A 16,262-nucleotide genomic window follows, 5' to 3' on the forward strand; every position below is an offset into this window, starting at 1 on the left:
TATGTATTTAGTTATTCATTTTGAGTCAATTCGAGCACATCCAATTTAAAATTGTCGTCGCTTTGCAGGTAGGCATACGTATTGTAAATGTTGGCTCCCAACTTTCTTTTTTCAAAAGCAGCACTTAAACCAAGATCAATTTCCGATACATTTTTGGCTATGCCCTGTTGAATGATATAATATAATAACTGTCGATATACAGCATGAGATGCATTGTAGTTGTAATCGATACCAATAAGTGCAGGAGAATAGCATTCTTTTGAGGTATAACAAAAAACGACTCCTAGCAGCTTTCCCTCCTTATCTCTAGTCCTTAGTTCCAGAAACTCCCATGCCGGATGTGTATTCATCTCAAAGAACAATTGCTCTGGATAAGGGAATAAATTGATTGCAATATTTTCCTTTTGAACATTTTGATATAGCACATAATATTGATGAATTAGATCTTTAGTTGCCTCTTGGCTTATGACTAACTCACAATCCTTTAGATAAGGTTCTATATCGACCCTAAAATGGCGACGATTACGTTTAGATAGTTTTGAAAACCATTCTTTTATTGAATGGCAATCTGCTAGCAACATTTTACAACTACGGGGCATTCCAATCTTGATAAAACCCTGTTGTTTAAAAAGATGCTCGTGTATATGATCATCTGGAAAATCTCGTAATAAGATCATTTGCCCATTCTTTTCTCTTTTCAATTCTTCAAGATTTTTAAAGAGCAGTCTCCAGGCATCATTTATAGCGGAATGATTTACATCAGCGTAGAAATGTTTTCCTTCAGAAAAAATACTTCCCATTGATAACACCCTAGAGGTCATATAATCTGGTTGAAGCATACGTTGCTTTTCATATGCTATTGATACCGATTCCGGTGCGAGCATATCATCCTTTAAACGCTCCAGTGAAAAATAGGTCAATAATACCAAGCGATTCGATTGATCCACTATACGGAAATAGAAAAAATTTGTTTTATGGTTAAGCCCGCTTTCATCCATAAAAGAAGCAGAGAGGACTTTTTCAAGCCATTGCTGTCCACTAAAATCAAAAAGCCCATGACCAATATGTGTATTCCATTCCTCTTTATCAATGTCATCTATACTTTTAAAACATTGCAAAACTAAATTCGAATTCAAATTACTTTTAGAACTACTTTTAGATTCTTTTTCCAATTGCTTTATATAAGAAGCATTCCAATTGTAATTTTTAAAAAGTTCTGCAATTCTTCGCCTACTACTATCGCTAACGATAATTGCCTCCTCAAAAGCTTCTGCCAGTGCTTTCACAAGTTTTCGTATATCCTTTTGATTATTATGTCTTGAGATCGTAAACCGAATTCCTGTATTTTTAACCGGTACCGCTGGGAATAATCCTAAATTCACAAAAAAACCTTTTTTAAAGAGCCGTTCAATCATTTCATAACCGGTAATCGGAAGTCCACAAGCTATATAAAAAACAGGCGTATTATTAAGATTTACAATTGGCAAAGCCGTATCCTTCAATAGTCGACTGCAAAGTTTTATCTTTCCCTTGAGTTCGTCTTGTAAACCTTTAATTTCATCAGAAAGATGAATTTTGGCAGAGGCAATTGCTGCTGCTACAGATGCCGGATCCAACTGGGCCGAAAATGTAAGTGGTCCTCCATATAGCTTAAGTTTGCGGTGAAGCTCTTCATTAGGACAAATAAATACTGATCCGTTAGCACCGAACGTCTTACTTAGGGTGGCCATAAACATCACCCGATCAGGCAATTCAGAAAATCCTAGTTCTTCACATGACTGAAGAATAAAACCTGCACCATTAGTACCAGTCCAGCTCATTCCATGCACATCATCAAAATATAAATGTAGTTGAGAATATTTCTCTAGGAGCAAAAATAAATCGGCTATTGGAGCACAATCCCCAAACATGGAATATATCCCGTCCGCAAAAAACCATATCTTCTCATGAGTTCCTTTGAGATCTTTTATTAGCTCTTCCAGAGCTTTACTGTCATTATGAGGGATCATTTTAACACTAATTCCTCTTGGTTTTAATAATTGTACAGCGTTATGTACGCTCCAGTGCACCTGATGATCTAGAATAACAGCATCCTGATCCTGTACCAGTCCCGGAATGACGCCAATATGTCCCAACGTACTATTTTTAGTTATAATGACCGGTGAATTAAAAAGCGCTTTAAGGCTAGTTTCAAGTTCTGCATACAAAGGATGAGAGATATACGTTTTACTCAGCGGAAATTGGGTACCATATTTCTTTATCCCCTCTATGGCTTCAGCTTTTAATCGCTGATCTTGTTCCAGGCCAAGATAACCGGTAGTCCCAAAATGATACAGCGATTTTCCTTTTACCGTAATAAATCTTCCGGTGAGGCTTTTATCTTCAGCATAGAGATGAAGTATACCTTTTTCCTGAGCCTGTAAGAAGTAATCATCTACGGTATCTAAAAAGTTATTGTGCTTAATTTTTGCCATAAGTAGAAAATTAAAGAATAATCAAGCTATAGTAAACATTTATAAATGCCTCCAAAAAATCTCATCTTCCATGGTTTTCTTTCATTTTTAATAAGCAATTGTATATATTTAATAAGCTTACAATTGAAATTGCATCTAATTTTACACTGACCCTACTCCCATTTTTAACTCCCAAAATGAAAACTCATGGATAGATCAGGAAAAAAGAGGGTGGCTAAAATTTGGATTGATGATGGTATATTATATTTTGAATATCATCCAAATACCGTATTAAGCTTAGAAAAAGCCCAGCAAACCGTAAAATACAGATTAAGTATACAAAAGGATAAATATTATCCTATCTGTTGCGATACCAGTGGTCTGGTAGATTCCCATAAAATGGCCAGAGACTATCTTGCCAGAGAAGGATCTATACTCGCTAGTGCAGTAGCTTATATCGCACCAGATGATTATTCTTATAAAATGATCAGTTTTTTTATCCGCAATAGTAAACCTCGAATTCCAAGTAAGGTCTTTCGTCACAAATTTGCGGCATTAAATTTCCTCAGAGCTTTTAAAACAAAATCGCCATGACTGAAAGAACACTGAGTTTAAAAAATACCAAGCATATCTTTGAAATGATCAATCAGGTAGCCTCTGGAAATTTCAATTATGAAATACCTTTGGATGAGGAGCGAGATTTATTGAATACCCTACGCCATCAACTGAACTTAATGGCGCAGGAACTCCGTGAAAATTTTAAACATTTTGCATATGTCAATCCACATTTATCCTATAAGTTTATCACGCATTCCACAATTATATTAGATCAGGAAGGAATTATTGCTGCCTGCACTCCATCATCAAAAACGATTTCCGATGGGCATCATGAAATCATTGGCACAAAATTCCTAAAATACTTGACTAAAAAATCTAAAAAAGATTTCCAAGGTCATTTTAATACTATCAAGAGGAAGAAAAAGGAAAAGCTATCGTTTCGGATTCAATTTAAACATCAACTTCAATCCAGTGGACTAATGGATTGTTACGTAAAGCCACTACAAACCATTAGAAAAGAATGCTATTTAAGTATTAGTTTTTTTCAGAATGGTATTTATTCTAATAGTGCAAAAATAGATAACGAAAGACCGTCGCTTTCCAGATGGGATACTATTTCCCTTCAGGAAGCCTATGATTACCTATTGTATCATGTAGGAGAACCAAAATTATCAGATACAGAACTCGCTGAAAAATTCAAGCTATCTACAAATCGACTAAAACATGGTTTCAAGCAGTTATTCGGCATGAGTCCTTTCATGTTTTATAATAAAATACGTCTGGAAGAAGCAAAAGCGAGAATAGAGAATACGCATCAACCATTAAAGCTCATTGCTTCCGATTTAAATTTTAAAAGTTACACCCAATTTAGTGCTGCCTTCAAAAAATATTTTGGACAAAATCCCTCTGACTATTTGCAATAGATTTTTCACAATACCCATTAATCTTATTTTATTGGATAAGCAATCTCTAGTTTTTAATAAACAATGAATTCCTTTTAATAATTTACAATCCCGAGTTTTACACTAAATCAATTCCAATAGGCCTAAATCCTATATAAAAATTTAGCAGATGAAACCGAATAGTAAAAACTGGAGATTAAGAGAAACTCGGAGTAGACAGCAGCTATTTTCCTATGTCTCTAAAGTACTACTATTCTATTTTGTATTGTTATTAACCTACACAGGAATTAGCAAGATCACTGAGTTGAAAACCTTATATACTACGCTTATAAACGCCCCTTTATATTTAGATAATGAACTAGCAACTATCGGACAATGGTTAATTCCTATTTCAGAAATAGCACTAGCATTAAGCATCAGTTTTAAAAAAACCAGAAAGATCGGCTATTTAGGCATTACATCTTTATTTATTCTCCTTAGTCTATATTCCGGCTGGATTAACTGGTTTTTACCCAACAAACCCTGTAGTTGTGGCGGATTGATTTCGTTACTAAGCTGGAAGCAACATGTGTTATTTAATCTTATCAATCTTTTACTAGCCTTAACAGCCTGGTATATTACAGAACCAAAAGATTAAAACGAATACCAAAAAAAAAGATATAATTATATAAGCATGCCATATAAAGAATTTCACGCGTGATTACAGCGAGAAGGTCTATCTGTTTAAACTAGGACTATTTTACAAATTCAAAACTTTATGTTATGAAAACCAAATTTTTAATCCCAGCACTAGCTTTTGTTAGTGCTATCGGAATGTCGTTTACAACAGCGAATCAGCAAGAAAGCGATTATATTCGTGTTGATGATCAATGGGAAGCTATTCCTGAAATTAATTGTTCGCCACAATCCAATGATTGTCGGGTAGTAAGAGGGGGTGAAGGACCATTTGATGTTTATGATACCATGGATTTAAACTCCAAGAAAGAAGGAGACGGTAGCATTACTGTTTTACCTTAAAAATAATCTAATTTTTTAAAAAATGAGGCACACTACATAACAGTGTGCCTCTTATTGTTTAATACATAATAAATTTAAATAGGTGTTCTTCCTTCAAAAAATCTTCAGCAAAGCTTTTAATTTCATCAATGGTCAATGATTGCAGAAATTCGAGTTTCTCTGCTTTTTTTGGAAATTCTTGATGATAATTCTTACTATAATATTTATAAATATCATTTAAAGATTGCGGACTTTCTGATGCTAAACTGATTCTTTTTTCAATTTCCTGGTATACTTTTGTATATAAATGATTTTCTATTTTTCCTGATCGTAAGTCCTTAAAAATTATCCCGGTAGCTTCTTTAACCTGCTCAAATTCTTCCTGGGTACAATCCATTTTTGTCATCAATTTATATCGGTGTAGAACGTCATCATAAAACCCACCCCCTATTAGATCATACAATGCGAAATCTTTATCGAATCTCAGCGCAAAAGTCTTTTCTAGCAATATATTCCCAAGAAATTGAACTTTTAAGTTTTCTTTCCAGGAGAAGGGTTTAGGCTCAGAAAAAGAGATCATAGAAAACATAATATTATCACTGCATCTAAGGGATTGAAATTCAACTTCGTGACTTTTTAATGCGATAGAATCTTTTTCGTTATAAATATCAATTTCATTTAACTTTTCTGGAATTACCGGTAAATTCCCCAGATACTTCTGTGACAATTTTAGCATAATTTCTTCATCATAATCCCCATAAATGATATAAGTGAACCGCTCACTTTGAGAGAACAATTTTCTATAAGCCTCTAGTATCCTATCGAACTGAAGATTTTGTACCTGTTCTACAAAAGTACTTCCCATATGGAAAGCAATATCGTGGGGTTTCATATAGTCCTTAATATGATTTGAAAAGTTAATTCCCCGAAGGTAATATGTAGGATCCAATAAGCTTTTTGCTATGCTGTTCTTCCAATCGTCAAATGCAGCTTTATTCTTAAGTGGTTTGGATACGGATAAAAAAATTAGTTGCATTAAACTTTCAACATCTCTACTATTTGCTGTAGCTTTTATGCCTGTCTCATTGGGATTTATATACTGGTAGTAATTTAACCCCTTATATTTGTTGGTAAGATGCTCTAGTTGAAATTTATCAAAATTTCCAATCCCGGAGTGCTTTATCAATCTGGGTGCATACGAAGCAGCGTAAAAATCTCGCTCCGGCAAGCTTAAGGCTCCTATAGGGCTAAAGCCATGAATTTCAACTTTGTTTTTTACAGTGGAATCCTTAACCAAGATAACCTCTAGTCCATTATTTAACCTGTAGCGATTATATTTCGTGGAATCCTGAATTTGGGTATATGCCTTTGGCATCAAACTTTGTTTCAATGAATCGGACATTAGAACTTCAGAAATTTCATTGTTTTTTCTATTTGAAGTTTTATGTTCTTTCAGTTTGTTGTCAATTAGGTTTGATATATAATTTTTATCAATAGATTTCTTTTGCCCCTTAGCCACCATAATCATTATATTCTTTGGTTTTTTCCCAAAATATGTTTCGATTTGGGAGTTAAAATCCCTGTATGACAATTTTTGCAACCAGTCCTTAATCATTGCTTCTTTTCCATCTACAAGCAATTCTTCATGCAAGAAATTATTTAGGATTTCTTTTTCCCAATAATATAGCGATGCATTTTCCTTCTTTTTGAGCATTGCTAATTTTTGTTTTTTAAGAACATCCCACTCTTCCTTTGAAACCCCAAAAGATGTAAACATATTTATGTTGTCAAATACCCTTTCCAAGGTGTATTCTACATCCTCGGGATCTGTCATAATCTCCATCCAGATAAGTGATGGTGAGTTCATAAAATTAGAATAGCTCTTTATTAAAAAATCAAATTTCGGATTATAAACTTCTCTCAAAGATGCCATTTCCTTTTGGAAGGCTTCGGCCATTAATTCTTGTATAATTTTCTGTTTTAATCTATCGATCCTTTCCTGAGTAGATAATGGTTTATCTATATAAGTTTCACCTCTATAAAACAAGTTTATACTAAGCTTCTGGTCATCTACCTCTAAGGGTACCAAGCGTTCCAAAACTTCAAATTTTGACACCCCAGATGGATTAATAACGCTGTAAGCTTCTAATTTTACTTTGGAAATTGAACTTTTCAATTCCCCAAACATAAGCTTGATCTTATTTTCAAGGATTTCCGGTTGATCCACATTCCCAACGATTCTTATAGCCAGGTTTTGCGGCTGATAATAATCTTTGTAAAAGCTTTTAATATCACTAATTTTTACAGCTTCTACTTTCTTATTATATTCATTTTTATTGGCCATACAAGGAAATATGGTCTGAAACAAAAGAGATTTATTGACTGATTTTCCGGAGGATTTATGTACATTTTCCTGCTTAATTAATTCCTTCTCAATTTTTATATCTTTTGGTGCTAATTTTAGTCCCCCTGCAATATCCCTAAACCAGATGAGTCCCGTCTCTATACTTTGATTATTTTCGACATTTGCATTATATGTATAGGAAACCTCTTCATAGCCTGTAAAAGCATAAAAATCTCTTCCTATGCCTCGATTTCCTATTGCCGTGAGTAAACTATCGGAATTTGCGATGCCATTCGGAAAATGTTCACTTTCCCTTAATGACAAATGTTCAAGAAGGTGGGCTACTTCGTACTGATTTTTATCTTGAAATATCGCCCCTGCTTTAACTATAAGATTCATATGCAATTTAGTTTCTGATGGGATAGCTTTTATATAATACCGTAAACCATTGGATAGACTTCCCTGAATCAGGCTATCTTTAGCTTTGGTCACCTGGGCTATGCTCTCCACCGGAAAAACTAATCCTAGTATCATCAGAAGGGAAATAAATCTCACTATGCCTGTATTTGTTTTGCTCATCATTCTAGTATCCCTCATTTTGAGTTAGATTGGAATTTATCCTGCGTTCCTCATCAGGAATTGGATAGTAACTATCGATGGATTGCCAAGAGGTTTTCTTAGGGGATAACACCTCGGTAGTTTTATTCATTCTTTTTAAATCAAACCATCGATGTCCCCATTCGGTAAAAAGCTCCCTTCGTCGTTCTTCCAGTAGTAGGGATTGTAGGGCTTCCTTATTCCAAGAACTATTCTGATCTAAAGCCTCAATACCTGCCCTAGTTCGTATTTTGTTAATATCATCTATAGCAAGATTGATCTCATTTTTCATTACCCTGGCTTCGGCACGAATTAAATATTGTTCAGCCAAACGAAGAATCATTGAATATTCGCTAATATTCCCTGTGCTGTAGCGATCTTTATATTTATGTGCGAAATAGACAGACTCTACTTCACTAAAGCCTATCCATTTGATCAGCCGCGAATCATTTTCCGCAAACGTATCTATTAAATCCTGGGTAAGTGCCAGGTTATAACTTGCTGACGCTCTCGGCTCAATGATGTAAAGCGCTCCCTCAAAGGTCTGTGTAGTAACCACGCCATTTCCCAATGGAGAAATTTGCCATATGGCTTCCATACTATTCATCAGAAACACTTCATTCAAATCAGTTAACAATTCATAAGAACTTGTTTTTGAGATCACACGATTACTGTATTCTAATGCCATTTCCCAGTTTTCCAGGTATAAATAAACCCTGGCCATCAAAGCATAAACCACATTTTGATTAACGTAGGTTCTTTGATTCTGAACATATTCCTCGGAAAGTAAAGGTGCTGCATCTTCCATATCGCTAATGATCTGGTCATATACTTCCGTTGCTGAAATTCTTGGAGCTTTAGCATTATATGTGTAGTCTGTAGTTAACAGTAATGGCACATCTCCGTAAAGGTTCACCAGATTGAAATAGGTGAATGCTCGAATAAAAAGTGCCTGTCCCTCCAAGGCTTGCTTGAAGTTTTCATCTAAGGATGATTTTTCTATGCCTTCCAGTAAGGAGTTAGTTAAATAGATCAAATTATATGCGCTTGACCATAAAGAAAGGTTTCTGCTGTTATCCGGTAAAATTTCATTTTCCTGAAATTCTAAATAGGTAGGATTACTTTCACGAATTAATCGAAGATTATCAGCAGATAATGCGGTGAGATTGGTGACGCTATTCTCAAATCCATTACTGAAAGCAAGTACGAAAAGTTGATTATATATGCCTTGCATAGCACTTTCAGCAGCGGTTTCATCTTCGAAAATATCAGCTCGCACCATTTTATTATTAGGTGCCTCGATACTCACAAAGTCTTCACAGCCCGCCAGGACTACACATAGGAATATAGCGATATATTTTGCAATGTTTGTTATATTCATAGCTATTAAAAATTAAGTTGAATTCCGGCGGTTAAAGTCCTAAGTCCCCCATAGGAATTACCTGTCTGGGGGCTTTCCGGATCAAGACCTTTGTACGGTGTGATGGTAATTAAATTTTGTCCATGAATAAATAGATTCGCTTGTTGTACTGCCAAAAACTCCAATATACTCTTTGGTATTTCATAATTAAGAGAAAGCGTTTTTAGCCTCAGAAAAGAAGCGTCTGTATAGAAAAAAGGACTGTTCTGTACATTGGCATAAGCAATAAGACCAAATATCGATTGTGAGGCCATTTGATATGGGCTGTCAGCATTTAAAGTTTCCAATGCCTCTTGGCGTTGATTGCCAATTCGACCAGCGTCCATAAAAAGGAGCGTTCCCTCCTGCTTTACAAACTGCCACAAAAAGTCTAAAGAAAAATTTTTATAGGTAATCGAATTGTTTATTCCACCATAATATTCCCTTACCAGTGCTTTAGATTCTATACGGTCATTATAATCATAACGGCCATCACCGTTTATATCGGCTATAGCGTAGTATCCCGTTTCGGGATCTATACCATCATATTCATAAAGCCATCTAATATTTAAAGGTTTTCCTATCTGATACGTATTCTGATAGCTGGAATTTTCCAGATCAGGAAAAGCGATAAGCTTATTTTTAGGAAAACTTATATTAAAGGATGTCTGCCAATTGAAGCCTTTGGATTGAATATTACGGGTATTCAATTCAATCTCCCATCCCTTATTCTCTACACTAGCCGGCAGATTGGCCTGAACAGAATTAAAACCAGTCATTGCAGGTAATGATAGCCCGACCAATTGATTGGAAGATCGATTACGATACCAATTGACGGCCAAATTGATTCGATCTTTCAAAAAACCAAGTTCGATTGCCAGTTCTAACTTTTTATTTGTTTCCCAGGAATAGTTAGGATTAAAAAGTTGTGTAGGATATAATCCCGAAGGCCCCGTGGTTACTTCATAAGCATCCAGATATCCATAATCCCCTATTTGATCATTCCCTGTCGTACCGTAGCTTCCTCTAAATTTTCCAAAGCTCCACCAGGAGATTTCATCTTTGATAAATTTCTCTTCAGAAAAAATCCATGCTGCCCCCACAGCTCCAAAATTAGCGAAGCGCTTTCCGGGGCCAAAGCGAGAAGAGCCGTCCCGTCTTCCGGTTAAGTTGAGGTAATATTTATCCTGCCATTTAAAACCAAGTCGACCAAAAACTGCATTGTACTTATACTCTGTATCCAGATAAGAATTTCCTGTGACAGATTCTGCAGCAGCCAGGTTTCCGATAAGAACATCTGAAACATAGCCAACACCGGTTAGTTGCTCCGAGGTACCTGTATTTTTCTGGAATGTCGTTCCTAAAATGGCATTTACAGTTCCTCCTAAGAGGTTCTTTTCATATAACAATTGAGGCTCAAGAATCCAGGAAGTTCGGTTAACATTCGTATGGGTTGATTGGTGTGCCCTATTATAATTGGGATTGTAAGAATAAGAAGGCATTTTTTGAATTTCCCTGCTTTGCAGGTTGGTATATCCCATACTGGTTTTAAAGTTTAATCCTTCCTGCAGTCGATAGGAAATACTTAGATTAGCAATAAAGTTATTCACACGGCTTGTAGTATTATTAAAATAGCCTGATAGTGGATTATTTTGTCCAACCGCGAGCCAGTCATCCCAATTAAGACTACCATCTCTATTTAAAACTGATGGCGCGTTAGGCGGAATCGAAAAAGGAAAAGATAGAAGGCTGGTTGCTCCTACCAGATCATTACGGTCAATTCCATAATTTACGGCAAGGTTAAGCTGAAGTTTATCATCATTGCTTCTATGATTTAGATTTAAATTCCCGGTTACTTTTTCATACTTAAAATCAGTAGGATAAATCGTGCCCTGATTAAAATAAGATCCCCCAAGGCGAAAACCAGTTTGACTACTTCCCCCCGAATATTGCAAGCTCGCATTAGTAACCGGGGCGGTCCCCCCTAAAAAGTATTCCTGCCAATCGGTATATTTATTTTGATCCCACACCAAAAGATCATAAGCATTCGAGTTGGTAGGTTCTACCCCATCATTTTCAAAAGCAGCCTTTCGAACCTTTAAATATTCCTGGGTATTAAGCATTTCCATACGATTCGGAAGACTTGACGCTCCGGTATAGAAATGCGCTTCCAGCTGACTCTTAGCGGTCGTTTCTTTTTTAGTCGTTATAAGGATTACTCCATTAGCACCCCGGGAACCGTAAATAGCGGTAGCATCGGCATCTTTAAGCACTTCAATACTTTTGATATTATATAGTCCTATAGTATTTAAGGGATCTGCCCCTCCGCCATATTGGCCTATCAGAGAAACGCCATCAATTGGCGCTGAATTAATGGGAATACCATCAACTATATAAAGAGGCCGATTCCCTTCTTCTCTAAGACTATTAGTTCCGCGGATTTGAATGGTGGAAGACGCTCCCGGAATTCCAACAGTTGGTGTAATTTCTACCCCGGCCATTCTACCCTGCAAGGCCTGCAAGGGATTAACTAACGGCTGATTTTCTATCTCAGCAGCACTTACTTTTACGATATTCCCGGTACGCTCCCGCTTTGTTGTATTATAATACCCGGCATTGATGACCACCTCCTCCAGCGCATCAATAGACGCCTGAAGTGTGATATCACCAGAAAAGGTTTCAGTTACCTGAACTTTAAATGCTTTAAAGCCAATATAAGAGTACAGCAGGGTATCCCCTACACTGGTGGTAATGGTATATTCACCATCCAGATTGGTCATAGTACCGATAGATGATCCCGCGACAATGACATTAACTCCGGGAATAGGAACACCTTTTTGATCCCTAACAATTCCGGTGATTTGTTGTTGAACAAAAAGTTTAGGTTTATAGGTAAAATGATAATAAAAAGGACTGGCATTCATCTTTCCCAGAAAGAAAAATGAATATAAAAGGGGTATTAGCACTACAATATTGCAGCGCTTGTAATTATTTTTCATAATTTAGCTTTGGTTTTGTTTGTCTTTAATAAGTTAACAAGCCATCAGCCTTCCCCTCCTGCTGTCAAACCCGAGGGGTAGGCATTTAGCTACTAATTCAAATTGTGTGGTTTTGTTTTTCGCTCTTATAGATATTGGTTTTAGGGGTTACATTAATAACTCACAGTTTAGCGTTAACAGCTAACATTTTTAATTTAGCTTTTAGCGATCAATCCTCAGCTTTCCAAATCCTTACTTTTTACTTTCGACTTTCCAACTTCAATTTTTAAAAACCGACCCAGCTTGCCTGTAATAGCAAATATTGGATTTGTACAACAAAGAAAAACGTCCTATTTTTAGCATTGCGAGTACTAGAAAAATATGGAGGTCTATACCCATGTGGTTTGCACTGGCACCAGGCCGGTTATACCGGCAAAAGGCAGGGCGTTTTGCTACCGGCTACGCCCAAATTATTCTGGCGCACAAATTATGTTCTTTAAGATAGATTGATGGGGATGAGATTGTACCTTTTCGGGATGACAATGGGTAAAGCCGGCAAGAAATGATTTGCAGCAGAGGTGCTTTAATAGATTTCTTTTACTCGTTTTCATAATCTTGACGGTTATTATGTAACGATGTATACTCAAGAAGTCATTGAAGTGCTTTAAAGGTTAAAAACCAATAAAGCGAGCCTCAATGCTTTGAACGTGGTACCGTCAAGAACCGCCAAGCCGAAACTTGGTTCCCCAAAGACTAACATGAGACCCGCCCTATTGGTTTATATCGCGAAGATACAAAATCCAATAGACAGCGAGCTCACGGTCTACTCATAGGGAAAATTGACGGTTTTCGTTTATGAGTGACATCGTATTAAGAGAGAGTTAAAAACTCTTTCTTCTAATTGTCGCTTATATAACTGAACCAAAGATAATAACAAAAAACAAACGCTCCAAATGATCGGAGCATATTTATGAATAAATTTTCAGTTAAAATATCTAAACTTGACTACGATATTATAATTCGGGTTCGAAAATTGCGTGAGAAAAATGGCATTTCTCAACGTGAATTAAGTCAACTTATGAAGTTAAGTAAAAGCTTTGTAGGAAAAGTTGAAGCTTTAGGACAACCCGACAAATATAGTATTAGACATTTAGCTTTAATTGCAAAAGCATTAAAACTAAAATCTCTATATGAACTTTTGCCAAAGTTCATTCCTAAAGAAGATATTATTGAGATAAAATATCAAAAAGTTCCTAAGAAAAATAAGGACGGGAGCGAAAGTAAACAATTAGAAGAAAGAATTTTAGAAATACATTCTATCTAATGCTTAGTTGTTTTTCGAAAAAGTATAGAAATAATCAATATCTTAATTAACTGGAATATTTCTCTCATTAGAAATCATTTCTCTAATTTTTTTAAATCCACTTTCGGAATTTAAACCAGATAAAACATCTCCTACTTTCCATGTTTTGCTGGTGACGTTACTGGAAACAATTTTTTCATCAAATTTTTTATAAGCTTCATCCAAGTTATTAGTATCAGATACTGCCAATTCTATCATCTTATTAATGGACTTAGCACCTAATGGTTTCTGTATATAATAATCTCTGCTAAAGTAAACCTTTACTAATTCTTCATAATCATTTTGTTTCAAATTTTCTTTAAAACAACCAGACCATTTTTTCCTTACTGACTCATCCCAGCATTTTCCAAGAAAATCTTTAATGATTTTTGCGTGTTCATCACATTCTTTAATTAAATCTTCATCATCTAATTTTAATAAACCATAGGCATTCTTCTTGGTTAAGTAATTCTTTATTATTCCGGTAATTGATTTTCTAAAAGCACTTACTCCAATAATCCCAATATTTGTATCAGAATGGATATCAAATTTTATTGCATAGCTCCAGATACTTGATTTATCTTCTCTTAAATTTTTGGATGCTTTCATTGCAATATGCTCAGAAATATTTGTGATATTATTTTCAATAGATTTCTCCTTAATACGGTAATTATAACGAGCTAATTCAGCCAAATCTGTACTAACCTTCTTACCCTTAGAATTAATATCTATAAAAATATCTAGCTCAACAGACCTATTATTTTCATCCGTTACTACAGTAACTATGTTAAATGGATATTCATTTAGTTTTTTAACTTCCTCGGCACTTCCAACATTTTCCAGTGCTTTTTCCATACCCAAAATTCTATGTTGACCATCAACAATTCTAAAAGGTTTATTTTTGAATTTATCGAAATCAATAGAAATAAGACCATTTTCCGTTGTCCTTACCATTTCAACATCAGAAGAATCTACACCAAGAATTATCGAAGTAGGTAATTTAAAATTCGTAATATCATCTGTAATAAATTTCTTGATTCTATTTATATGTAATTTGTTAGGTTTCCTTTGATAGCCATTATCATCTTGCTCATAAACCAAAACTTTGCTAATTCGGTGCAACTCTGAATATGGCAGAACAAAACTTAAATACTTCTGATTATTTTGTTTAAAAACTATAGATTCTATTTTCATATTGCCAAATGATTTAAAATTTGAAGGCTAAATACATTAATTTTCTTTTCAATTATATTTAATGAAATGCTGTTTGAATACTTTTCCTTAAGTTTAATAATGACTTGCTGAGTATAATTTCTTTCCGTTAAATTATCTAAAAACTCTTCAAGGTTAGCATCAAACTGGCACAGTAAAAAAATAGAATAAATTTGTTCAATTTCATCCTCACCTAAAATTTCGTCCTCCATTTCGGATTCAAAATTCTCGGATATAAAATCTAATACTTCTCTTCGAATTTTTGAGAATTCTGAGAATAATCTTCCTGAAATCCACGGATTTTCATTAGAATTAAATTTGATTAAAAGATTGAAATTATTTTCTATTAAATCCTGATCATAATCTGACAGGGTATCAGCTTGTAAAATCTCCTCTTTAATATTCTCTAATAAGGCTTCACATAAATGACTGGAAAACTTCTTATAATTTTCACTTGTGAGCTTTTGTTTAGTTTCACACTCCCAAACATTTATATAAATTGCTTCAATTAATTTTAATTCTATACTTCTGTTTCTATAATATTTATAGTTTTCATTTGAAGTTTCATATTTTAAAAACTTAAAAGACATTTCGGAGTTTTCCTCATCTTTAATATTGAAAGTTGGATAATAATTTTCAATAAAAAATCTCAATGTAGGTGCAAGTTTCTCTACTTGATATGAAAAACCCAAGATATCTTTGATCTTAGAACTATATGCTTCCGATAATTCCTGGGTGAATAGCAGGTTTTTTAAATTTTTATTATAGTCGTCCTTTGATCTTCGCAAATCATATAAGAGATCTTCAATTTTGTCTAATAATTTTCCAACATTATTCATAGTTTGTTGAACAGACGTTTTCGAGGGAAAGAAGCTATAATCTTTATAAAAGATAAAATGATCCAATTCTCCCCAGGCCTCATCAATTTTACTTTTAATTTGAAGTTCAAAACCAATCCGGTCATCAAAGACCCCCTTTAATCGGTATATACTTAAACCATTTTTCATTTTTTGTGGTTGACTTTCGATTTCACCTGTTTTGAAGCTGATTTTATGCTCCTTTAGAAAACCTAAATTGTTAGAAATCATTTCTAAGGCTCCCGGACAATCCTTATTTAAATCACAAACCAAACGTAAACCGATAACATCATCCAAATTTTCAACTTCATTACTGATTTTAGCTTTACTCCTATCAAAATTTTGCTCTGTAAGTTTCAGGTTATTGATTATCTTAGATCCAATATTCCTTCTAATCAATTTTTCTCGAAAACTATTCTTTTTCTTAACTCTAGAAATAACCTGAACATATCTTGAATTGTGAACAGAGTTTTCTGAAACTAGATTGAACTTTTTAGCTTCCTTCTCAATTAAGATATTAAAAACCTTCTGAATCTCTTTTTTTTTGGATTTTAGTTCTTTTAAAATTGTGTTCCCATAATAATCACTTATTTTATCCAATAGGGAAATTTCATCTTCAATCAT

General features: G+C 34.7%; 11 protein-coding genes. 5 read left to right on the forward strand and 6 right to left on the reverse strand.

Annotation, left to right across the window (positions count from 1 at the left end; all coding sequences use genetic code 11):
* Window positions 1–11: 11 nt before the first annotated feature.
* On the reverse strand, window positions 12–2,474 hold the full coding sequence (locus QWY91_RS05750; RefSeq protein WP_290232498.1) for an aminotransferase class I/II-fold pyridoxal phosphate-dependent enzyme: 2,463 nt from the start codon (window positions 2,472–2,474) through the stop codon (window positions 12–14).
* Between the two features lie 186 nt (window positions 2,475–2,660).
* Between QWY91_RS05750 and QWY91_RS05755 the strand changes: the two genes are divergently transcribed.
* The 4 genes from QWY91_RS05755 (at window position 2,661) to QWY91_RS05770 (ending at window position 4,930) form a co-directional block, all read left to right on the forward strand.
* Complete coding sequence (locus tag QWY91_RS05755; protein WP_290232500.1) at window positions 2,661–3,047, forward strand: DUF7793 family protein; 387 nt, start codon at window positions 2,661–2,663, stop codon at window positions 3,045–3,047.
* Window positions 3,044–3,934: a helix-turn-helix domain-containing protein gene (locus QWY91_RS05760; protein WP_290232502.1), complete on the forward strand. Its 891-nt coding sequence runs from the start codon at window positions 3,044–3,046 to the stop codon at window positions 3,932–3,934. The genes QWY91_RS05755 and QWY91_RS05760 overlap by 4 nt, the downstream gene beginning before the upstream one ends.
* Before the next feature lie 148 nt (window positions 3,935–4,082).
* Complete coding sequence (locus QWY91_RS05765) at window positions 4,083–4,550, forward strand: MauE/DoxX family redox-associated membrane protein (protein WP_290232503.1); 468 nt, start codon at window positions 4,083–4,085, stop codon at window positions 4,548–4,550.
* A 125-nt stretch (window positions 4,551–4,675) separates the two neighbouring features.
* Entirely contained in the window at window positions 4,676–4,930 is a 255-nt protein-coding gene (locus QWY91_RS05770; RefSeq protein WP_290232505.1) for a DUF6520 family protein, read from the forward strand.
* A 58-nt stretch (window positions 4,931–4,988) separates the two neighbouring features.
* On the opposite strand, the gene QWY91_RS05775 is transcribed toward QWY91_RS05770, so the two are convergent.
* The 3 genes from QWY91_RS05775 to QWY91_RS05785 are packed head-to-tail and all read right to left on the reverse strand — an operon-like array spanning window position 4,989 to window position 12,248.
* Window positions 4,989–7,787 (reverse strand): M16 family metallopeptidase, encoded by a 2,799-nt coding sequence (locus QWY91_RS05775; RefSeq protein WP_290232507.1) that lies wholly within the window; start codon window positions 7,785–7,787, stop codon window positions 4,989–4,991.
* Window positions 7,788–7,836: 49 nt separating this feature from the next.
* Window positions 7,837–9,231 (reverse strand): RagB/SusD family nutrient uptake outer membrane protein, encoded by a 1,395-nt coding sequence (locus tag QWY91_RS05780; protein WP_290232509.1) that lies wholly within the window; start codon window positions 9,229–9,231, stop codon window positions 7,837–7,839.
* A gap of 5 nt (window positions 9,232–9,236) precedes the next feature.
* Window positions 9,237–12,248, reverse strand: coding sequence for a SusC/RagA family TonB-linked outer membrane protein (locus QWY91_RS05785; protein ID WP_290232510.1), 3,012 nt, complete (start codon window positions 12,246–12,248; stop codon window positions 9,237–9,239).
* Window positions 12,249–13,197: 949 nt separating this feature from the next.
* On the opposite strand from QWY91_RS05785, the gene QWY91_RS05790 reads away from it, so the two are divergent.
* Window positions 13,198–13,551 (forward strand): helix-turn-helix domain-containing protein, encoded by a 354-nt coding sequence (locus QWY91_RS05790; protein WP_290232512.1) that lies wholly within the window; start codon window positions 13,198–13,200, stop codon window positions 13,549–13,551.
* A gap of 42 nt (window positions 13,552–13,593) precedes the next feature.
* Here the strand turns inward: QWY91_RS05790 and QWY91_RS05795 are convergent, their stop codons facing one another.
* Window positions 13,594–14,763 carry a DGQHR domain-containing protein gene (locus QWY91_RS05795; RefSeq protein WP_290232514.1) on the reverse strand — a complete coding sequence of 390 codons (1,170 nt, stop codon included), beginning with the start codon at window positions 14,761–14,763 and terminating at the stop codon, window positions 13,594–13,596.
* Entirely contained in the window at window positions 14,760–16,262 is a 1,503-nt protein-coding gene (locus QWY91_RS05800) for a RelA/SpoT-related domain-containing protein (protein ID WP_290232516.1), read from the reverse strand. Before QWY91_RS05800 ends, QWY91_RS05795 begins: the two co-directional genes overlap by 4 nt.

This window comes from Zunongwangia endophytica (genome assembly GCF_030409505.1).
Taxonomy (GTDB): Bacteria; Bacteroidota; Bacteroidia; order Flavobacteriales; family Flavobacteriaceae; genus Zunongwangia; species Zunongwangia endophytica.